The organism is Exiguobacterium sp. s128, assembly GCF_018618815.1.
GTDB classification, from domain to species: domain Bacteria; phylum Bacillota; class Bacilli; order Exiguobacteriales; family Exiguobacteriaceae; genus Exiguobacterium_A; species Exiguobacterium_A antarcticum.
Genome location: NZ_JACSMT010000002.1, coordinates 1 through 22,585 on the forward strand (window position 1 = coordinate 1; position 22,585 = coordinate 22,585).

The following is a 22,585-nucleotide window of genomic DNA, read 5'->3' on the forward strand; positions in this document are numbered from 1 at the left end:
AATTAGGCTACCTGACACCTAAAAAATATGGTGTACTGGCAGCCTAATCAAGGTGTTTTATATGTGTCTCATATTGCTAGGTCAGTCTAGATCTGACCTTTTTTTTTGACTTTCCAGCTAAAAAAGCGCCGATAAACTGATCAAGTTTACCGACGCTTTCCTTGCAGAAAGATTATTTAGATGTCTGTAAAAAACGTAACAGATCTCCATAGATGACTTTATCAGACAGTCCGAGTTCTTTTTCAGACTGCTTGACAGACTCTTTACAGATTGCGCCAACTTGTTCATCTGTGACTTCTTCACCTGTTTTACGGTCGTAACACGTTTCTTGTGTGTACACCGTTTTGTCGGTGATAACAGAACCGTCACGGAACAACGCATAATCTTTATGTTCTTTTGAGAACAAATCTGTTCCGAACAGGACTTCATCTTTAAAATCGTGGCCTAGTAGATTCAGCAACGTCGGTTTGATGTCGATTTGACTTGCGACATCATCGTGTTTTACACCTTTATCTTGTCCAGGTAAGTGGATGACAAACGGAACACGTTGAAGTTGTGCGACATCGTACGGTGTCAATTCATCTTTTTCCAACAATTCTGCCATCGCAGCATTATGATTCGTCGAGATACCATAATGATCTCCGTACACCATTAGGATCGTATCGTCCCATGTGCCGTCTTTCTTTAAACCTTCAATGAACTTACCAAGCGCCATATCTTGATATGCAAGTGCTTGTACATAATGGTTTAATGTCGTTGAACTCGTTTCAAGCGGTGGAACGAGCTCATCTTCAGGTTTTGGCATTTCAAACGGATAATGGTTCGTAAGTGTGATGAATTTTGAATAGAATGGTCGTGGAAGATCTTTGAGCATCGGTAACGATTGCTCGAAGAACTTATCATCAAGTAGACCCCATTCTGTCAAATCGTCCGGATCCCCTAGGTCATAATCGGTTTCCGAGAAGAAACGATCGACACCAAAGCTATTGTAGACAATGTCACGGTTCCAGAAGGATTTATTATTCGCATGGAATACAGCTGAGTAATAACCATCTTCTTTTAACATCTCCGGCGTCGCACGGAATTCGTTTTCTCCGTTCGTAAAGAATGCCGCTCCTCGACCTAATGGATAAATCGAGTTTTCAAGAATGAATTCTGCATCCGCTGTTTTCCCCTGCCCAGTATTGTGGTAGAAGTTATCCCAGTAATGTGATTCTTTGATTAGCTTGTTGAGATTCGGTGTGATTTCTTGACCGTTTGGTACTTTTAAGCCGACTGCAAACGATTGAGCCGACTCAAACGAAATCACGATGACGTTTTTCCCTTCGTATTTGCCGAACATCGCTGGATTCGGTTTTGCATATTTTGCATCCGCAAAACTTTGGACTTCAGAAAGTTCCGAGCTGTCGGCCAATGCTTTTTGCGCCGACGTTTTCGACTGGATCAACGCATCATACATGTGGAAATTAAAAGTACCGATGTTTTTGACGAGCAATTCACGGTCAAATGCACGTGTCAGTAATTCTGGACGTTCTGTTTCAGCAAGTGCTAAGTTTCCTAAGAAAACAGCCGTTGCCGCTACGAACGCTAAGATCGCACGTCCACGTGACGCGATGTTCTTCGACAGATCCATTTTTCTAAGGAAGAATGGAAGAATCAATAGATCACCGACAATCAATAGATCTGCCCACGTCAGTAACGAACCGAGTGAGGCGGATACCGTCTCTGCATTTGATGTTTGGAAGAGAACCGGTAACGTCAAATAATCATTGAAGAAACGGAAGAAAATAATATCCGCATACAGTATCAATGTCGCAACGACAAGTGTACCGTAGATAAACCATTTTTGGACGTTTCCACGGAAGAAGAAACTAAATCCAAACATGAACAACGCCGAACTGATCGGATTAATCAGTAAAATGAATGCTTGTGCCGAGTTCGTCACAGGCACATTGAAAAAGAGCGTATACGCCAGATACGTCTTTAACCAAATCAATAGTGTCGCAATCCAAAAGACTTTGTGCTCTTTATAGGTGCTGCGAACACCTTGACCCACCTTTAGTCGCATACGCGACCAGATGCCAGAGTCTTGCTGCATAAAAACCTGCCTCCTAATATACGTGTGTCCTTTATATCGAACTTTTACACGACTTACATGCCTTATCTATTTATACCCGTATCACGTGAAAATTTTACGCCTACTTTTACAAAAATGCAACCGGAATCCGGTCGATACTTAACAATCACATACTTTTATTACGTTTGTAAATAAAAAAAAGATTCGAAATATCGAATCTTTTTTTAAAACTTCGTGTAATTATTTTTTTAGGAACATCTGTTTTGCGAGCCATGCACAACCAATGACACCCGCATCATTGCCCAGTTCAGCGATTTTAAATGTCGTTGATGCAAAGACACGCGGCAAGGCAAATCGTTTAAATGTTTCTTTTAACGGCGTCATCAAAGCATCACCGGCTTTTGAGACCCCACCGCCAATGACGATGATTTCAGGATTAAGACTGTTTGCCAAATTCGAAATCGCGAGTCCAAGGTGGAAGGCCACCTCTTCGACGACTTCCGTCGCAATGGCATCTCCTTTTGAATAGGCATCAAAAACATCCTTTGCCGTCACCGCTTGAATTTCATTTAAAAGCGTGACTTGCCCTTTTCGTTTCTCAAGACCTAACCGTGCTACACCGGTGGCAGAAGCGATCGTCTCGAGACAGCCTTTACGCCCACATCCGCACATGACGCCACCTTCAGGCAACATCGTGATATGTCCGATTTCCCCTGCCATACCGACCGTCCCATGAACGATTTGACCATTGGTGATCAATCCACCCCCGACGCCCGTACCAAGTGTCACTGCAAGTAGTTCCGTCGCACCACTGCCCGCACCTTTCCACATCTCGCCGATTGCTGCCGCGTTGGCATCATTCTCGATGACGGCCGGCAAGCCCGTCAATCGTTCGAATTCGCCAACCAGTTCGAAGTTGTTCCAGCCGATATTGACCGCTTTTTCGACGACACCCGTATTGAAATCGATGAATCCCGGTGCCCCGATTCCCGCTCCGACAAAGTCTTCGACTCGTTTCTTACTTTGTTGACACTTCTCAAAAAACGAACGTGCGATGTCTTTCGGAATTTGTTCTCCATCATTCAAGATGACCGTCTCGATTTCCCACTTCTCTACAATGATGCCTTGCAGATCCAAAATCGCCATTTTGACTGTCGTACCACCAATATCTACACCGAGTAACCACTTCATCGTCATTGCTCCCTTATGATAAAAAATTTCGCTCCCCTTATTTTAGCTGATTCGTCAGCTAGTGCAAAGGGTTGCACAAGCTTTTCAACCTTTTCTTGATTGCTGTAATTCATATGCCAAAATAATTTTTGCTGAATCATACTGTTTTTTCTCGAGCACACCTGCTTGATCGAGTTCATCGAGTTCCAGCATCATCATCGCGATATCCGATTCTCGGTCCCCGAGATACACAATCGTCCCATAGGATTTGAGTAACTGTTGGACATCATAAAGTGTTTTCATCGTTCATCGGCTCCTTCACGAATGCATCAAGTAAATCATATGTGGCTTGAAGCGATGTTTCATGTGTCCGCTCGTACGAATGACTTGATTCAATACCGGGACCAAGTAGTCCGTGACGAACATCATGACCGGCATGGACGGCAGCCGACGCATCTGAACTATAATACGGATAGATATCGACTTTATACGGAATCGCCTGTTGTTGTGCGAGACGCGTAAACTGGTGACGTAACGCTAGATCGTATGGACCTGAACCATCCTTCGCACAGATCGAGACCGTATATTCATCCGAATGTTGCCCTTCCCCGAGTGCCCCCATATCGACAGCGATATATTCTGCGACATCCTTCGAAAAACCGGCGTTTCCTCCAAAACCAACCTCTTCGTAGTTCGAGATTAAAATATGGACAGGATGCGGTAGGTCGATGGTTTTCCATTTCTTGACGAGCTCCAGTAGTAACGCAACCGACGCCTTATCATCAAGGTGACGTGATTTTACGAATCCCGTTTCCGTGTGGACGAAGCGTGGATCAAAGGTCACGATATCACCAACCTCAATCCCAGCAACCCGTGTTTCTTCAGCCGTCGTCGATCGAATATCAAGTCGGACTTCGATATTTGCTGCGCTCCGTTCTTCTGTGTTCGTGACACGAGACGTATGCACACTCGAATGGTGGAATAAAATCGTTCCAGAAATCGTTTGACCATCCATCTTGTGGACTAAGCAGTTTTCGCCTTCAATCGCCGTCCAAGCGTACCCTCCGAGTTGCGACAAGCTAAGACGTCCCGTTGGCAGGATTTCCTTCACCATCGCACCTAACGTGTCCACATGGGCTGTCAGTAGACGAATACGGGGTGACTTGCCAGGTAACATGCCAAGCAACGCACCTTTTTCGAGTTTTGTATAGGAAATTTCTTCTTCTTTAAATCGATTTTCTACATATGTAAGTGCTTGGACCGTAAAACCAGTCGGACTCGGAATCTCCACTAAGTCGCGAATCGTTTGAACAACTTCCTGCATATACTTCACTCCTCTTGATGTCGAATGTTTTCTCCTTCTCCATGATAACAAAAGTTGGAACAAGCGGGTACACATTCGACGGATTCGTCAATGACTCCTCCACCATGAAAAGTCGTAGTGTCAACTCACATCGACACTACGACTTTTCATGAATCGAACTTGGACTTCTTCACGACTGGATTCAAAACAACTTTAGACGTATTTTTTCATCCAGATATCATCACGGTACGTGCCATCTTCTAATTTAACGGAATCCGGATCTTCGCCATATACTTCAAAACCAAGCGATTCATATAAACTTTGTGCTGCCTCGTTTCCAGATAAAACAGCTAAGATGACTTGTTCGACGTCCGGAATCTGTTTGGCTTCTTCAATCAAGGCTTCCATCAAGGCACGTCCTGTCCCGCCACGATAATCAGGTGAGACATAAACACCGGATATCATCGCCTTGTGCGACTCGCGTGACAATTCATACGGTTTGACTTGACCGAATCCAAACAATCTTTCACCATCAAACATTCCAAGCCAAATCTCATCCGATTCCGGATCACCTTCAAGACCTTCCTGGACATCCTTAATCGGTGTTTGTTGTTCGTCATCGAACGAATGACCAAATGCGTCCGGATGATTTTTTAACCCTTCGAGTCGAAGACTCCAATACTGTTCTGCATCTTCTTTCGTTAACTTTCGAAATGTATACATGACTGTCGTTCTCCCCTTTATACGTTTTCTTCTCAAGCACGATGGCACGAAAAACTCTTCTATCCCTTACATAACCTTTTTCTAGTAAAATAAAACCTCGTTTGATCGACAATCTGTGAAGCAAAAAAAGCCGTTTCCTTCTAAGTTGATAGAAAGGAACGGCTTACTCTATAGAAATCTCGTAACGCTTACCGAAGAACGGGTTCCATTGTTTGCCGCAAGACTTCGGCTGAATGATGGAATTTTTTGAGTTCTTCTTCTGTCAACGAAACTTCAATGATCTCGCGGACTCCTTGACGATTGATGACAGCGGGTACACCGATATGAATTCCGGAAATCCCATACTGTCCGTCGACGTGTGCCCCGACCGTCAACAAACAGTTCTCATTCCCAAGGATTGCCCGGACGATCCGAACAAGTCCAAGACCAATCGCGTAATACGTCGCCCCTTTGCGTTCAATGATATGGTAAGCAGCGTCGCGGACATTGATATAAATCTGATCTAGATCGGCCTGAGAATAACGATCGTCTTCTGCCAGTAACTCGTCAATCGTCTTGCCGTAAATACGAGAATTACTCCAAGCTGCAAACTCTGTATCACCGTGTTCCCCTAAAATATAGGCATGTGCATTCCGAGAATCGATATGGAAGTATTCCCCTAACATTTGGCGTAACCGTGCTGTATCGAGAACTGTTCCAGAACCAAAGACACGTGACTTAGGAAGACCAGAATATTTCCAGGCTAAGTGGGCCATGATGTCTACAGGGTTCGAGGCGACGACGATAATCCCATCAAAACCCGACTCCATAATCTGACGCATCATCTCTTTCATGATTAAAGCATTTTTAGCGACGAGGTCCAACCGGGTTTCACCCGGTTTTTGTGGCGCTCCAGCCGTGATGACAATCACTTCAGAATCTTTACAATCAGAATAATCTCCAGCCCAGATGCGCATCGGAGAAGAACTAAATGGCGTTCCATGATTTAAATCCATCGCTTCCCCTTCTGCTTTCGCTTTATTGACATCGATGATGACTAATTCTTCGCATAATCCGGCAGTTGACATCTGATACGCAAAACTTGACCCTACAGCTCCCGCACCAATCAAGGCAACGCGTGTAACTTTCGCATGTAATTCCATTCTATATGTCCACCCTTCTAAGGTAATTCAAAAGTTTGTTAACTATCTCACAAATAGATTGTAACATCTTTCACAAAGGTTTGTTTCTTGTGAAAACGGTCACATCTTGTCTAATTTGTGTCAATAATATCCTAACATAAGGAAAAATTACATCTACAACTTCCACTTACCACATTCGGTAGACAATAAAACCAATCAATCCAGCGATTCCGCTTGATAAAAAATTCACACCGTCGTTCCCAAGCCACTTCCATCCCGTGACATACAACGTCGGCTTTTCATGATGGATCCTCTTTTCAGTTTCTTTACCGCACACTGCGCACCGGAACTTCCGCTGGATCGTCCCACCGAAAAGCGTATCGAAAAGACTGCCTAAGACACCACCAACTGTCACTAGCAACCATTCTGCCGTCGTCAAATCAAACAATAAATCGCCCGCCGTCGCGATGAACAAGGCGCCAATCACAGTCGCTGACGTTCCAAGCACTGAAATCGCCCCACTTGTTCCAGCAGGGACGCGCCGTCCACTGAATAAAAAAGGTTCTTTTTGTGACAATGGTCCGATTTCAGACGCCCACGTATCCGCATTCGAAGCTGCTAATACAATCAGGAATAACAATAAAAAACTAGGATGATCGGTAAAAATAATACCGACGGCAGCAAGTGACGCCACCCCGCCATTTGCTAATACTTGCCAACCATCACGCGCCCCATCTTTTTCAACAATCTGATTGACAGAACGTTTTCTTCGTTTTCCGAGTTTCGATAAGAGGCTAGAACTTCCAAAAAACAGCATTAGTACGATTAATCCGCTATAGCCCAATCCGTAAATGACGACCGTACCGACAACAATTGTCCAGATGGCACCGGTGATCGTCAATAAATGTAGCCGGTAACCGAGATAACCGAGTATCAAACAAAATAAGATTCCATAGATCAACGGCATCGGATGACCTCAGATTCCGTAACGATTTGATTGACCGGTTGATCAAATGGTTCGATATCAAAGATCGGAACAAGTTGTTTCTCAAATGCAACCGATAGGGTGTGTCCTGGATAACTCGCTAAGGCCCGGTCATAAAATCCACCGCCCCATCCGATTCGAAATCCGTTTCTCATGAAGACGCGCCCTGGGACGATACAGAGATCTATCGTATCCAACGTCCGTTCGACAGCCGTTTCGTCCGGTTCACGGATGCCCATCTTATTTTCGACTAAACGACTAGCTCGCGTGTAGTCAAAAAATCGCATTTGTCGTTCGACGACTTTCGGAATGACAACGTGTTTTCCATGCTCCCATGCTTTTAAGATGATTTCCTCTGTCGCACACTCATTTCGAAAAGATAATGTGATTGCCACCGATTGTGCGGCATGCCACTCTGGCATTCCAAACAATTGGTCGTAAATCTGTTGTTCCCGTTGTTTTCGATTCTCTAACGTATCCAGTTGATGGGCAATGAATTGGCGTAACTCCTGTTTATCCATCTGTTCTGTTCCCCCTCATTCAACAAAAAAGCCATCACACAAGGTGATGGCTTCCATCTCAATTATTTTACTTCACGGTGAAGTGTGTGCTTACGGAGACGTGGGTTGTATTTCTTCAACTCAAGACGCTCTGGGTTGTTACGCTTGTTCTTCTTAGTGATATAAGTACGGTCACCAGTTTCAGTGCAAGCCAAAGTAATTTTAACGCGCATGGGATTCCCTCCTATCTAGCTCTCAGTGTATCAAGTGTTTTTGCTTTACATAAGGTTAAGCATACTCAAGTATCGTACCAAGAAAGGAAGTGAATTGCAACTGTTCATCCGTTCTTTTTCGGAATCGTTACATGCTGGTATGGATTTTCAAGGTCCACTTGGAAATTACGGAGTTCTTTTGCTACATGATAATCGTGTTCAATCCCGTTTCGTGCTTCTTCCCGCTCCAGATAGATGACTTCTGAATGACGTAACGCTTCTCCTTCGAGGCGTTTGATCGCAACGACCAAACCACCGGTTCCAGACTGTGAACGTTCACTTTCGAGATTGTAGACGTTACTGACAAGCGGTAACCCATTCATTTCAGCAAACGATTGAGCAGCTGAAGCTGTCTCCATATTGAAGTTATGCACCAAACGGAATTCGACGATTTTATTGAGCGCTTGTGCCTGTCGCAAGACAGCCAGGTTTAATCCCGCCAATTGATTGTACGTTTGGATGAGCGGCAATCCGTTGACTTCGACATGATAGACATGTACGCCGTCTTGAAGCTGGTAATCCGGAGTGCCTGACGTGATGACATAGACATTTTCTCCCGCAGCGGCTAATCGTTTTGCGAACTGAGCAACCGGACGATTTGGATCGTCATACTGAGTCGTCAAAAGCAGAATCGCATTCGTGTTCCAAGATGCATCCCGTTGTACAGCGACGTAATAATCATGTGGTGTCAAGAAGACATCCGGGTCGATATCCGTATCTGCGAGGAATGGATAGTCCGCATAACGGGCTTCCAACCATTCTAACGTCAAGTCATTTGCATCCAGACGACGTTCTGTTTCTTCAAACCGCTTGATATGTTCACGGAACCGATTGGCTGCATATTGAGCAGTTGTCTGTCCATCTAAAATAAATGGCCAGTCACTTGAGACGGCAAGAAGATATTCGCGAATCAATTGACGTTTCGCTTTGACGGTCAACTCATCTTGATGACGATTACGTGAAACAACTCCCGCTAACCGTTTTTCAAGTTGATGTAAATGACGAATCATCCAATCATTTCGTTCGTTGATCCAGACATCTGCGTATCCTTTTCGTCCCCATGTTCCCATCGCGACATGAACCGTCTCGATATCTTGGAAATGGCGTTCGAGGAAGGTTGTGGGTGAAATCGATTCAATCCCGTAGTCTTCGAACCGCTCCATCGTTTTACCGAGGAAGTCAGGACCTTCAAACCACCAATGTCCGAACAATTCCGCATCAAACGGTGCTGTGACGATAAAAGGTGGGAAATCTTGTCCACTCTGCTCATCCAAATGATTCGCAAGTGCTTCTGCAAAATCAGTCGCATGGACATCTGTTCGTTTCCAGGCCCAGTCACGGACATAATATTCTTTTTGATCTGACTCTCCTGTAACCCGGTGCAGTTTTAAGCCGGTATCATACCGAAGTCCTTCCGGATGCATGAATTCAGCAATTTGATCCCATTCCCGATCGTAAGCGAGATCCCGATAAAATTCACGGTAGTCCGGATGCCCGGGATACCCGATGACAGAACTCCAGATGCGACCCGAGATGATCTGATCACGCGGGAATAGAGCGACGCCGTGTGGTGAATAGACCGGTGCGCCGATTCCATGTTTAGGGGCAGGATCGGCATTGAGAATCGAGTGTTCATCGACAAACGTATACCGGATCCCTTCTTCGTACATGATTTTATCAAGTCCTGGTGTATACGCACATTCCGGCATCCAAAGACCTGTCGGACGATATCCGTAATGACGTTCGAAACAGTTTAATCCGGTTTGGATCTCAGACCGAGCTGCTTGTTCCGACAACATGTGCGGACTGAATCCGTGTGTTGCGGTACATGTCATCAATTCCAGATAACCTTGTTCTTTATAGTGACGGAACGCCCCGTTCAAATCGCGCCCCCAATGTTCAAATGTCACTTTTAAATCATGATAGCGTTCTTTATAGAATAAAAGTGCATCACGCTCTTCTTTCATTAAATCACGTTGGAGCTCCTGTTCGATCAAACGTAACGTGTCTTCAAGATGTTCAACGTAACGACTTTGAATCAATGAATCCGCCAACATCTCGATGACAGGTGGTGAGATACTGATCGTCCAACCGAGCGGACGTTCCAATCGATTAATTTCCCATAACAATGGAATATACGTTTCTGAAATCGCTTCATACATCCAACGTTCTTCAAGCCGATGGGCTTCCTGGTGTCGGATGTATGGTAAATGGGCGTGTAGGACTAATGAAAAATAACCTTTGCGCATGTCTGTTCTTCCTCTCCTTGTGCTTTCTATCTGTTTTGCTTAACGGACTCGGTCAAAGTAAGAGTATGGACGTAAGACTTCCACCCACTCTGGTTGTTCTACTTCACCAGACTGCCAACGTGCGACGACTTCTGCAAAACGACCCTCCGTGACAGGTTCATCACGCGGTGTCTCAACCGGTTTCGAACGTAGGACCGGTAAGAAATCTCCATCGATCGTCTGAATGCCCCATTCGATGATGTATGTAGTATTCGGCATCAACGGACGGACAAACCATGTATTCGTCATTTCTGGTAATTCGAATTGATAGGTCCGGTTAGCTTCCCCTTTTTCATAATCCCGTAATGTCACATCAATGACGCGCATCTCTTTGCGGAACGAATCAAAAGAAGCATGATAATGTGTCTCGAGCATTTTTCGCGATAATTCGGATAACTCCCAGTAAACATAGACCGCTGTCGGCGACTGAACGATCGCATGCATGATATCATCTTCATAATGTGTCGCCATCCCAAAAGCATCTCGTTCCAATGAAGGAATTGCTGTCAGTGCAGGTACGATTTCATTTTGTTTCGGAGCGCTCACGGTTACCCCTGCCTTCTTCTTTTTTGGTTTAGTAGCCGTAGCAGTTTCCGTTGGTGCTGTTTTGTTTTCTGTTAATGACTTCCGGTATTTGCTCCACGCATATTTGACTTTACCTTCCGTCGATTCTACTTGTTCTGCGATTTGTTTAATCGTCAGTCCCTGTTCTTTTAATTTTATGATTTTTTCAAGCATTACCTATCACCTCTTTCTCTTTATTCACTTCTTTCTTATTCTACAAACTTGTTTCAAAATCCTTTACAAAAAAAAGTAGGCTGAGGATCTCCCTCTAGCCTACTGCAATTAGTTGTTTAAATCATAGTGTTTTCCTTTTTCTAGATAAATGAGATGTTCTCCGACATTCGTCAAATGATCACCCATCCGTTCGATGTATCGGCAGATATTCGTAAACTGCATGATTTCATCGACGACGATTGGCTGTAACGACATGTGACGCATGTATTGACGTAATGCTTTATACGTCGTCTCATCAATGATGTTATCGAGCTCCGATAAGGCTTTTGCCTTTTCAATATCGCCATCTCGATAGGCGACGATCGCAGTCTCCGTCATATCAAGTAACGTTTCGAACGCTTCTTTTAACAGCGAGATATCAATCACGTACGGAAATGTTTCGACACGTAAGACCGCCTTTGAGATATTGCCGGCATAATCGGCAATCCGTTCTAAATCGGTCGCAATCTTGATCGCTGTAATCAACCGTCTTAAATCGGTCGCAACGGGTTGTTGTTTCGCAATCAGCAAAATCGCATCATCATTGATTTCAAGTTCGAGGGCATCGAGCTCATTATCATTTTCGATGACTTTGAGTGCGATGTCGCGGTCGTATTTTTCTAATGCTTCCGCCGTCGTCGCAATCTGTTGCATCGTCTTACGGGCTAACAAAAATACTTTTTGATCGAGTACTGCCAGGTTTTCTCCAAAAATTGTCCGGTTCGCTGCCATTGAAAGTTCCTCCTCGTTATCCGAATCGTCCTGAGATATAGTCTTCTGTCCGTTTATCACTCGGATTCGAGAAGATTCGATCTGTTTGATCGAATTCAACGACTTCACCGTTTAAGAAAAAGGCTGTTTTATCCGATACACGTGCTGCTTGTTGCATATTATGCGTAACGATGATGATCGAGTAGTCTTTTTTTAGTTCTTGAACCAATTCTTCGACTTTTAACGTCGAGATTGGATCAAGTGCCGATGTTGGTTCATCCATCAAGATGACATCCGGTTCGATTGCCAAACAACGTGCGATACAGAGACGTTGTTGCTGTCCACCGGATAAGCCGTACGCATTCTCGTTCAACCGATCCTTGACTTCTTCCCAGATCGCTGCCCCACGTAAACTCCGTTCGACGATTTCATCTAAGATTTTCTTGTTCTTGACGCCGTGGACACGTGGTCCGTAGGCGATGTTATCATAAATCGATTTTGGGAACGGATTTGGTTGTTGGAATACCATCCCGACCGATGTCCGTAATTCTTCGACTTCATAATCTTTATCAAAGATATTGCGACCGTGGTACTCGATGACTCCGTTCGTCCGAACGATTGGTACAAGTTCAACCATCCGGTTCAACGTTTTGATGAACGTCGATTTCCCGCATCCTGACGGTCCGATGATTGCCGTGACTTCATTTTGTTTGATATCGAGATTGACATCTTTTAAGGCGTGATCGTCCCCGTACCATAGGTTCAAATCGTTTACACGGTATACACTTTGTCGCGTAGCTACTGGTTGATTCATCGTTTTTGCCCCTTCTTTGGCTGGTTTCGTCGTCAGCTTCGTATCCATCATCTGTGTTCCTCCTTAGTGGTTCAGAACGTTGTTTATTTTACTTGTTCGATTAGTATCGTTTTGAGAAACGGTTCCGAATCCAAATCGCAAGCGAGTTCATCGTCAACAGAATAACCATCAAGACGATGATTCCGGCAGCAGCAAGACCTTGGAAGTCAGCCTGCGGGCGGCTTGTCCAGTTGTAGATTTGAATCGGTAACGCTGTAAATTCTGAGAAGATTCCTTCTGGTGCGCGGGCGATGAAGATGGCTGCACCAACCATGATGAGTGGCGCCGTCTCTCCGATCGCACGTGATACCGCAAGGATGATCCCCGTGATGACGCCTGGCAAGGAAGCCGGTAAAACGACTTTGAACGTCGTTTGCCACTTTGAAGCTCCAAGAGCAAGGGATGCATGGCGCATCGCTTGTGGCACCGCACGAATTGCTTCTTGGGAAGAGACGATGACGACCGGTAAGCTCATCAATGCAAGCGTCAAGGCTCCCGCAATCAAGGTTGATCCAAAGCCCATGTTCCGAACGAAGAACGTCAGTCCGAGTAATCCGAAGACGATTGACGGGACACCGGCTAAGTTTGAGATGTTGACTTCAATAAATGACGTCATCCGTCCTTTTTTCGCATACTCTTCTAGATAGATCGCGGCGCCTACTCCGAGAATGAAAATCATCGGAATGATCAACAGCATCAAGAAGATCGAACCCATTAAAGCAGGATAGATCCCTGCGCGGTCCGGTCGGCGGGACGGTGCATTCTGGAGGAAGTCGAGTGACAGCCAAGCTGCTCCGTCACGGACGACACCAAACAGAAGAATACCAAGCACGACTAAACCAAATAACAGTCCAATCAAGAAGATGATTTTAGTGATATTGTTGACGACCAAGCGTTGACTGATCGACTTTTTAACAGCAACAGGATCGATAAACTTTTTTTGTACGGGTTGTTTTTCTGGTAAGGCCATCTTAGTACTCCTCTCTGAAACGACGCGTGATCCAGTTCGCGAGTAAGTTCATCAAAAGAGTAAAGACGAACAACAACGTACCGACAGCGTAGATACTATAGTATTCAATCGTACCGAATCCAGCATCACCAAGTGCGACCTGAACGATATAAGCCGTCATCGTTTGAACCGGTTCTAACGGGTTGACGAGAGCCGTCGGATTCGATCCACCAGCAATCGTTACGATCATCGTCTCACCAATCGCACGTGACATCCCGAGAACGATTGACGCGATGATCCCTGAAAGTGCTGCCGGAACAACCACTTTTAAAGCGACTTCAAGACGTGTTGAGCCAAGCGCCAACGCACCGTCTCGGATTTTTTTCGGAACCGAACTCATCGCATCTTCCGAAATCGAGGCGATCATCGGGATGATCATGATTCCGACGACGATCCCCGGGCTTAAGGCATTGTAGATTGCAAGACCCGGAATGAGTTTAACGAGTAATGGTGTGACAAACGTCAAGGCGAAAAATCCGAAGACGATTGTCGGAACACCGGCTAAAACTTCAAGAATTGGTTTGAGAACACGGCGTGCGCGTTCTGATGCATACTCACTCAAATAAATCGCAGAAGTGAGTCCAATCGGCACGGCAACTAGCATCGCAATCACGGTAATTTCAAGCGTTCCGACGACAAGCGGCCAAATTCCATACTCAGGTTGCGAGTTAAGTGGATACCAGCTCGTACTGCCGAAAAATTCTTTGATGGAAACCACTTCAAAGAAGTGACGCGTTTCAAGAACTAACGTGAGAATGATGCCGATGGTCGTAACGACTGAAACGAACGCACATAGGAACAGTACGATCGGCATGAAACGTTCCATAAGATTTTTCATGCTAAATTTTTGTTGTCGGTTCTGTTGAATCAGCTCGCGAACCGATTTGTTTGATGAATTCATCCTTCTTCGCTCCCTACTTCATCATGCCTACATAGGAACGGGACCCGAAAAAAGGGAATTTCCCCTTTTTTTGGGCCGTCCTCGTGTGGTGATGGTTATTTCATTGCGTCTTCGATAGCTTTTGCGTTTTCGTCATAACGATCTTGTTTCATCTTGACGTAACCAACTTCTTCAGCCAAGTCTCCTGCGTTTTCATTTGTGAATTGAACGAAATCGGCGACTTGTTTTTTATCTTTTAACGATTTGTTGTTGACGTACGTGTAAATCTCACGCGACAGTGGGTAAGACAGGTCATTGATTGTTTCTGGTGTCGGATCAACCGCATCTTTTCCTTCAGCTGAGAGTGGAACTTCTTTTAGCTTGTCTTTATTTTCTGCGTAGTAGGCATAACCGAAGTATCCGATTGCACCTTTTGTGCCTTCAACCCCTTTGACAAGAACGTTATCGTCTTCTGAGAGCTGAACGTCTTTACGCATATCTTTTTCATCTAATACTTCTTCATCGAAATAATCAAACGTTCCTGAATCTTTACCCGGGCTGAAGAATTTGATTGGTTCTGCCGGGTATGATGGATCAACATCTTTCCACGTCTTGATGTTTGGATCGAGCCACATCTTGTTCAGTTGATCGAGTGTCAATTCCTTGACCCATGTATTTTGTTTGCTGACAGCGACTGTCAAACCGTCAAGTGCAAGGGATAAGCGTGTATATTCAATGTTATTTTTTTCAGCTTCCGCTGCTTCTTCATCTTTGATTTCACGTGACGCGTTTGAAAGATCCGTTTCACCAACGACAAAACGTTTGAATCCGCCACCCGTTCCGGATACTCCGACTGTCACGTCGACGTCTGGTTGTTCGATTGAATACTCTTCACCGACTGCTTCCATGATTGGGAAGACTGTTGAAGATCCATCTACTGCGATCTTTCCTGAAAGATCAGAAGAACTTGAAGAGCCACCTTTGTCATTTCCGCATGCCGCACCGACTACTGCGATTGACGCTACCGTTGTGATAAGAGCTGTTTTTTTCATCCAAGACATGATTAATTTTCCTCCTCGAAGTATGTCGCTGGTAACGCTACGACTTTATATCCGTTTTCCTTACAAGACTTATACTACGGATGAACTATTAAACCAAAATGAATCCAACGTAAAAGAATTGTAAAGGCGTGTATTTCTGCGTTTACAATCTGAACTTCATTAGAAAAACAGGTCAATCCATACAAAAAAAACGAAGATGAGTTTCCTCACCTTCGCTTGACTAGTTAATTTGGCTTAGTCTGCCATGGAACGTCCTTGACGTTGAAGTATGCTTTGACTAAATCATGACCAATCTTCGAGTTGACTGTTTCTTGCTCCATATATGGAAGGAACACGGCCCACGCCATCTCTGGATTGTCGTATGGTGCCCAACCGACCAGGTTCGAGTTTAATGAACGAACCGGTTGTCCGCTACCATCTCGAAGTGCGATGCCATCTTCGCCATACACACTGACCTGTGCCGTTCCGGTTTTGGCTGCCGCATCAATCCCCGTCTGAGCAATGATTTTAGACGTACCACGTTCTCCTTTGACGACTCGGTGTAACCCTTCGCGAACGTGATCGATGTTCGCTTGACTAACTTCGAGTCGGTTCAGGTAATTTGTTTTGAAGCTGTAATCGACTTGCTTTGTTCCATCTTCGATTGAATTCGAAGCCAATACTTCTTTTAAGAAGTGAGGCTGCACGCGATACCCACCATTGGCGAGTGTCGAGATGTACTGAGCCACCTGTAACGGTGTAAAGGCATCATATTGACCAATCACTCGGTCCATCAAGAGCGTGACACGGTCTGGTGTTCCTTGTACCCCTTTGGCTTCATAGGGCAAATCAATTCCCGTCGTGACACCTAGACCAAATTGGCTGTAATAGTTCTGCATGATCGCCGCCGCTGCATCAACACTCGCACCAGCCACACCATTACTCGGATAATTTGCCATCCGCATCGCGATGTTAAACATGTAGACGTTGGATGAACGTTCAAGTGCCGTCAGATCCGTAATCGGTCCCATGTTGACATACGACCCTTTTTTAGTACCGCCGATCGTAATCGGCGCATCGTTGATGACTTCATTTTGACGAATGACACCTTCCTCAAGTCCCATCGCAACCGTCGCTCCCTTAATCGTCGAACCGATTTGAAGGGACGTCAAGACGTTATTGATGGCAACATCACTAAATTTGTTCGTTGACGTGTCGAGTTTTTGTCCGGACATGGCAAGAATTTCACCGGTCTGCGGATTCATGACGACGGCATACCCTTCTTTTAGATAGCCACTGCCCATGCCGCGACCCATTTTGATTGCTTGCTGCAAGATTTGGTCAACTTGTTTATTGTATTCCGCATCAACCGTCAAAACGAGATCTTTCCCTGACTCGCCTTCCTCACGGTTTGGTTCACCAACCGGTTCGCCATTAAACGTTTCATACACATCATACGCTGGTTTCCCTCGTAATAAATCTTCATATTGTTGTTCCAAGAATGAGGTTCCGACACGGTCATTTAAGCTATAACCTTTTGCCTTAAACTCCGCTTGTTGCTCTGCCGGAATTTTCGAATATTTCCCGAAGATGTTACGTAATGTTCCTTCATAAGGGTACGAACGTTCATAAAACGGCTCGACAGAAACCCCTTTTAACTCTTCCAGGTTTTCATCGATGATTGCCATCTCTTTAGCGTCCGCGCCTAATTTAACAAGTTGCGGATCAAGGGCGTAACCGACTTCCATGTTGTGTTTGATCGCGATGATTTCCATCGTCTGATCATCAAAGTCGATATCTTTTTCTGTAATCGTATCGAGACGAAGTTGATCTTGTTCCGAAATCGATAATTCATCACGTGTTTCAGCATCCGGATACTTCTCTTTAACCGCTTGTTCATAACGACGGTCTGACTCGTCACCGTTGACGGCAATCCAGTAATCCTTCATATCCCGCTCTGTTACTTTCCAATCGTCTTTTGGCAACTTGATGATGGCTGCAAGGCGTGATGCAATCTCAATCCGCTCGTCAACCTTTGTGTTTTGAGAACGGCGGTAGACGATTGAATACTTCGAAATCGTATCGACTAACAGTCGTCCATCCCGATCGTAAATCTTTCCGCGTGGTACCTCGTACTTGGAGGCAATCATCTCTGTTTTTTGGACTTCCCGTGATATTTTCTCACCGTTGACGATTTGTACGACACCTAAGCGGAAAATTAAAATCGCAAACAATAAAAATACTACAAAGAACATTAAATTCAAGCGAAGCGGCAGGTGGTTCCGCCGTTTCCCTCTTACCGTGATTCGTTTCGCCATGGCGTACTCCCCTATCGTTCAAAAAGTCATCTTGTTTCATTATATAGAAGGAAACTTTCCATAACAACCTATCCCATCATTTTCCGCATAAAAAAAAGAACCGGTTTCCGTTTCGGGAAACCGATTCTTTTACCTTGTCTTTATTTTGCGTCAGCGTAAAGCTTCGCAACGTGATCCCAATCAACGACGTTAAAGAACGCAGTGATGTAGTCTGGACGACGGTTTTGGTAGTTGAGGTAATACGCATGTTCCCAAACATCAAGTCCAAGAATTGGCGTTTTGCCTTCCATGACTGGTGTATCTTGGTTTGGTGTCGATACGACAGCCAATTTGCCACCGTCGACGATGAGCCATGCCCAACCTGAACCAAAACGTGTTGTTGCTGCTTTTGCGAATGCATCTTTGAACGCATCGAATGAACCAAATGACTCGTCGATTGCTGAAGCAAGTTCGCCAGTCGGAGCCGCTCCGTCATTCTTTTTCAAGAGTTTCCAGAAGAACGAGTGATTCCAATGTCCACCACCGTTGTTGCGGACAGCTGTTTGAATGTTTGCCGGAAGCGAATCAAGGTTTTGAAGCAACTCTTCAAGTGATTTCCCTTCGTGCTCTGACCCTTCAAGTGCCGCGTTGACGTTCGTGACATACGTGTTGTGGTGTTTAGAGTGGTGAATCTCCATCGTACGAGCATCGATATGTGGCTCTAGCGCATCATAAGCGTAGCCGAGTTCTGGTAATTCAAATTTTGACATTTTCATGTCCCCCTTTATCCTATTTTCGGAATTTCAGTACTCTTTAAGACTAGCAAAAATAGTTGGTCAGGCGCAAGCAATCACCCTTATAAATTACTGTTCGTCACGTGGAGCGAATACAGAAACGCCGCCGCCTGGAACCGGGAACACACCAAATCCTTCTTCATCGATGACGACCGGTTCTTCCTGGTGATTCGTATAATCGAACCAATGCTCTCCCGCACGTGATTCACCAACGAACATCCGTTTTTCACACATATCCGCGTTCGACAGTAAGACCGCACAGCCCGAGTTCGGGAATTCTTCGACACCACGACGGACCCAACCGACACAATGTGGATCGTCGAGGTAATCTTCTTGTTCGCCATATGCTTTATGGTAACGGGCATACAACAAAGCATTGATCATCTCTTTTTTGCCTTCGACCGGATGAGGTCCTTGGACACCATAGTAGTCGCCATAGAAGACACATGGATAACCGTCTTTACGAAGGAGTACCGATGCATAGGCATGTTGTTTGAACCAGTCGTCAATCCACGATTCAAGCGATTCACCTGGTTGCGAGTCATGGTTATCAACAAACGTCACCGCGTTTGTCGGGTGCGACTCAACGAGTGTATCTGCAAATAACGTCGTCAAGTCAAATTCTTGTCCCTGTTGCGACGCTTCATGGAATTTATAATGAAGCGGCACATCAAACAAATCGATCGTATAATCCACACTGTCTAAAAATTGACGGCAATCATCTAAATCCGATTTCCAGAACTCACCGACCATATAAAAACCTTCCGGATTATCTCCAATCATCGATTTTGCGAATTCATTGACGAACTCATAGTTGATGTGTTTGATGGCATCCAACCGGAACCCTTGGCAATTGATTGTGTCTTTGAACCAATTCCCCCAATCGATCATCTCTTGACGTACTTCTGGGTGGTTGTAATCAATGTTTGCGAACATCAAGTAATCATAGTTACCGAACTCATCATCCACTTGGTCGTTCCAGTCTTTATTTTTACCGGAAATCTTAAAGACACCCGTTTTTTCTTCACGTGCATCAAAATCCGTTCCATTGAAGAACTCATGTGTCCAGATGAAATCAGAGTATTTACCGTTTCGACCCGGGAACGTAAACTTCGTCCACGCATCGATTTCGAATTCTTCTGAAATTTCTTGTGAACGGTCTTCCGGGTGGACTTCCACGACTTTAATCGTTTCTAATTCATCCGCTGCCGCTTTATGGTTCATGACGACGTCTGCATAGACGGCAATGTCATTTTCATGGGCAACTTGTATCGCTTCAATCAATTCATCTTTTGTCCCGTATTTCGTCCGGACCGTTCCTTTTTGATCGAATTCCCCTAAATCATAGACATCGTAAATGCCATACCCTGTATCTTCATCTGATTGCCCCTTTGATGCGGGTGGAATCCAAACAGATGTGATGCCTGCAGCACGCAGTTTCGGCGCTCTCTCTTTCAAGCGTTGCCAATGCTTCCCATCATTTTCTACATGCCACTCAAAAAACTGCATCATTGTATGGTTACGTTCCATCTCTCTTCGCTCTCCCTTAAATTGCCATAGTATGAATAGTATTGTATGAACATTATTACAATATCTTTAATATTCCCCAAGAAAGCAAAAATAAACGCACCCTCTCAAAAAAAGAGTGTGCGTTTCTACAATGGACCCTGCAGGACTCGAACCTGCGACCGGACGGTTATGAGCCGTCAGCTCTAACCAGCTGAGCTAAGGGTCCTTAAGTAATAGTAGCGGCGGAGGGAGTCGAACCCACGACCTCACGGGTATGAACCGTACGCTCTAGCCAGCTGAGCTACACCGCCATGATAGTTTGAAACAACTAATATCAGATTACTAAAATCAAACTCGAATGTCAATAAACTATCTCACAAAAACAAAGAGGAATTTCTTTTCAGAAATTCCTCTTGTTTCATCTCCCCATTCAGGCTGTTCCTGAACGTTGTTCAAGTACGAGGTCCGTAATGTTAACGGCATGATCGCCAATTCGTTCCAAGTTCGATAGTAAATCAACGAAAATCATTCCGGCTTGACCGGTACACTCCCCTGCATTAACACGCAAGACGTGGTGTTTACGGAATGAACGTTCAAGGGAATCAAGTTTTCCTTCTAACTCAAGCACTTGACGTGCTAACGAGACATCATCGAGCTCGACTGCTTTGATGGCCGTCTCAACGATTTTTTGAGTCAGGACATACATCTCATCCAACTCTTTTTTCGCTTGACTCGTAAAGACAATCCGGTTGACGATTTGGAAGTCGACGAGTTCGATGACGTTCTCGACGTGATCACCAATCCGTTCGAAGTCATTGACCGCATGCATCAAGAGCGAATGATCGTTTGATTCTCGCTCTGACAGATCATGTGCCGCCACTTTGACGAGATAACTTGTTACTTCAGTGTTCAAATGATTGATCGCATACTCGATTTGATCTGCTTCTGATACATCTTTTTTGTCATGTGACTGCGTATAACGATGTGCTTTACCAAGTGCTTCTTTAGAGAATTCACCCATCCGCAATACTTCCAGCTTCGCTTGATTCAATGCAAGTGACGATGATTGATTGAGGATGTTTTGATCCAAGTGACGTGGTTTTGAGTCGACCGTCGTATCCGTACCCGGAACGACTTTTTGGACGAGCCATGCGATTTGTGCGATGAACCAACATTGAATCAACGTGTTGACGACATTAAACGTTCCGTGTGCAAAAGCAATTTGCATTTTCGGTTCAAGATCAAGCGCTCCTGTAATCCAGGTGATGAAACTCGAGAATACAGGCAAAGCAATCAAAAATAGAATCGTTCCGACGATGTTGAAGATGACGTGCGCCGCAGCTGTCCGTTTTGCTGCAATCGAAGCACCGAGTGCCGCAAGAACCGCCGTAATCGTCGTTCCGATATTATCACCGAATAAGACGGGTAACGCAGCCTTGATATCGATCATCCCGCCATCATATAACTCTTGCAAAATCCCAATCGTTGCAGAGGAAGATTGGACAAGAATCGTAAAAATCGTTCCGACAAACACACCAAGAATCGGATTGTCTGACATCGACACTGTCAGTTCGCGGAACCATTCGCTTGACTCCAGTGGTGCCATCCCGTCGCCCATGAGCGTCAATCCATAGAAAAGTGCACCAAATCCAAAGAAGATCTGTCCGATGTATTGAATACGTTCTTTATTGAAGAAGAAGATCAGAAACGCTCCAAGCGCGATCGCCGGGAGTGCTGCTTCCTTGACGTTAAAGCCGATGATGAAGGCCGTGATCGTTGTTCCGATGTTCGCCCCCATGACGACACCAATCGCTTGCCGTAAGTTCATCAGACCTGCGCTGACGAGACCGACGACGATGACGGTCGTACCAGATGACGACTGAATCAAAACTGTGACGACAATACCCGCTAAAATTCCGAGCAGCGGGTTTGACGTATATTTATCTAAAATATACCGCAGACGGTCTCCTGCTGTTTTTTGAAGACCATCTCCCATATACTTAATACCGAATAGGAAAATACCAAGTCCACCAATAAAAGTGAAAATCATTTCCTGCAAATCATAGTTCATTTTGTCATCTCCTCGTATAAAAAAAGTGGAATTGATTTTTTATTAAGTTTCTGTCGTTCAACCTCTCCTATTATGTAAAGGTCTATTGAACTTGTAAACAGTTTTTCCGATATTTGATTGTTAAGGTTTTATTAATCTGTACTAAAACAGAAAATACGTTGGCATTAAAAGGATTTTAAATTCAAAAAGAGTTGTTACAATACAG

20 protein-coding genes and 2 tRNA genes are annotated in these 22,585 nt (G+C 44.8%); all 22 read right to left on the reverse strand.

The genetic code is table 11. The features are described from left to right. Nucleotides 1-172: 172 nt before the first annotated feature. Nucleotides 173-2,098, reverse strand: coding sequence for an LTA synthase family protein (locus KNQ13_RS01110; protein WP_209547904.1), 1,926 nt, complete (start codon nt 2,096-2,098; stop codon nt 173-175). 219 nt (nt 2,099-2,317) lie between these two features. Continuing rightward, on the reverse strand, nt 2,318-3,274 hold the full coding sequence (locus KNQ13_RS01115; RefSeq protein ID WP_014969854.1) for an ROK family glucokinase: 957 nt from the start codon (nt 3,272-3,274) through the stop codon (nt 2,318-2,320). 78 nt (nt 3,275-3,352) lie between these two features. Next, nucleotides 3,353-3,550 carry a YqgQ family protein gene (locus KNQ13_RS01120; RefSeq protein WP_014969853.1) on the reverse strand — a complete coding sequence of 66 codons (198 nt, stop codon included), beginning with the start codon at nt 3,548-3,550 and terminating at the stop codon, nt 3,353-3,355. Beyond that, entirely contained in the window at nt 3,534-4,571 is a 1,038-nt protein-coding gene (locus KNQ13_RS01125; RefSeq protein WP_026831044.1) for a M42 family metallopeptidase, read from the reverse strand. The genes KNQ13_RS01120 and KNQ13_RS01125 overlap by 17 nt, the downstream gene beginning before the upstream one ends. Nucleotides 4,572-4,763: 192 nt before the next feature. Beyond that, the gene (locus KNQ13_RS01130; protein WP_014969851.1) at nt 4,764-5,273 is read right to left on the reverse strand and encodes a GNAT family N-acetyltransferase; all 510 of its coding nucleotides are present in this window, start codon (nt 5,271-5,273) and stop codon (nt 4,764-4,766) included. Nucleotides 5,274-5,461: 188 nt separating this feature from the next. Continuing rightward, nucleotides 5,462-6,415, reverse strand: a complete 954-nt coding sequence (locus KNQ13_RS01135; RefSeq protein ID WP_014969850.1) for an L-lactate dehydrogenase — start codon at nt 6,413-6,415, stop codon at nt 5,462-5,464. A gap of 166 nt (nt 6,416-6,581) precedes the next feature. Then, nucleotides 6,582-7,361, reverse strand: coding sequence for a DUF92 domain-containing protein (locus tag KNQ13_RS01140; RefSeq protein WP_014969849.1), 780 nt, complete (start codon nt 7,359-7,361; stop codon nt 6,582-6,584). After that, nucleotides 7,352-7,900, reverse strand: coding sequence for a 5-formyltetrahydrofolate cyclo-ligase (locus tag KNQ13_RS01145; protein ID WP_014969848.1), 549 nt, complete (start codon nt 7,898-7,900; stop codon nt 7,352-7,354). The genes KNQ13_RS01140 and KNQ13_RS01145 overlap by 10 nt, the downstream gene beginning before the upstream one ends. Before the next feature lie 62 nt (nt 7,901-7,962). Beyond that, nucleotides 7,963-8,112 (reverse strand): 50S ribosomal protein L33, encoded by a 150-nt coding sequence (gene rpmG / locus KNQ13_RS01150; RefSeq protein ID WP_012369771.1) that lies wholly within the window; start codon nt 8,110-8,112, stop codon nt 7,963-7,965. 104 nt (nt 8,113-8,216) lie between these two features. Next, nucleotides 8,217-10,400, reverse strand: coding sequence for a 1,4-alpha-glucan branching protein domain-containing protein (locus KNQ13_RS01155; RefSeq protein ID WP_014969847.1), 2,184 nt, complete (start codon nt 10,398-10,400; stop codon nt 8,217-8,219). A gap of 39 nt (nt 10,401-10,439) precedes the next feature. Beyond that, complete coding sequence (locus tag KNQ13_RS01160) at nt 10,440-11,177, reverse strand: DUF4912 domain-containing protein (protein WP_026831043.1); 738 nt, start codon at nt 11,175-11,177, stop codon at nt 10,440-10,442. 108 nt (nt 11,178-11,285) lie between these two features. Continuing rightward, entirely contained in the window at nt 11,286-11,948 is a 663-nt protein-coding gene (gene phoU / locus KNQ13_RS01165; RefSeq protein WP_014969845.1) for a phosphate signaling complex protein PhoU, read from the reverse strand. Nucleotides 11,949-11,964: 16 nt separating this feature from the next. After that, entirely contained in the window at nt 11,965-12,741 is a 777-nt protein-coding gene (pstB, locus tag KNQ13_RS01170; protein WP_051004083.1) for a phosphate ABC transporter ATP-binding protein PstB, read from the reverse strand. 100 nt (nt 12,742-12,841) lie between these two features. Next, complete coding sequence (gene pstA, locus KNQ13_RS01175; protein WP_014969843.1) at nt 12,842-13,750, reverse strand: phosphate ABC transporter permease PstA; 909 nt, start codon at nt 13,748-13,750, stop codon at nt 12,842-12,844. A gap of 1 nt (nt 13,751) precedes the next feature. Further along, nucleotides 13,752-14,690 (reverse strand): phosphate ABC transporter permease subunit PstC, encoded by a 939-nt coding sequence (pstC, locus tag KNQ13_RS01180; protein WP_014969842.1) that lies wholly within the window; start codon nt 14,688-14,690, stop codon nt 13,752-13,754. 95 nt (nt 14,691-14,785) lie between these two features. Next, entirely contained in the window at nt 14,786-15,730 is a 945-nt protein-coding gene (locus KNQ13_RS01185; protein WP_014969841.1) for a PstS family phosphate ABC transporter substrate-binding protein, read from the reverse strand. A 224-nt stretch (nt 15,731-15,954) separates the two neighbouring features. Then, nucleotides 15,955-18,027 (reverse strand): peptidoglycan D,D-transpeptidase FtsI family protein, encoded by a 2,073-nt coding sequence (locus tag KNQ13_RS01190; protein ID WP_014969840.1) that lies wholly within the window; start codon nt 18,025-18,027, stop codon nt 15,955-15,957. A 140-nt stretch (nt 18,028-18,167) separates the two neighbouring features. Continuing rightward, the gene (locus KNQ13_RS01195) at nt 18,168-18,776 is read right to left on the reverse strand and encodes a superoxide dismutase (protein ID WP_014969839.1); all 609 of its coding nucleotides are present in this window, start codon (nt 18,774-18,776) and stop codon (nt 18,168-18,170) included. A gap of 93 nt (nt 18,777-18,869) precedes the next feature. After that, nucleotides 18,870-20,330, reverse strand: coding sequence for an alpha-amylase (locus KNQ13_RS01200; RefSeq protein ID WP_014969838.1), 1,461 nt, complete (start codon nt 20,328-20,330; stop codon nt 18,870-18,872). A 131-nt stretch (nt 20,331-20,461) separates the two neighbouring features. Continuing rightward, nucleotides 20,462-20,535: transfer RNA gene (locus KNQ13_RS01205), tRNA-Ile, on the reverse strand. 11 nt (nt 20,536-20,546) lie between these two features. Then, nucleotides 20,547-20,620, reverse strand: a tRNA-Met gene (locus tag KNQ13_RS01210). Between the two features lie 119 nt (nt 20,621-20,739). Then, nucleotides 20,740-22,380, reverse strand: coding sequence for a Na/Pi cotransporter family protein (locus KNQ13_RS01215; protein ID WP_014969837.1), 1,641 nt, complete (start codon nt 22,378-22,380; stop codon nt 20,740-20,742). Between the last annotated feature and the right edge of the window lie 205 nt (nt 22,381-22,585).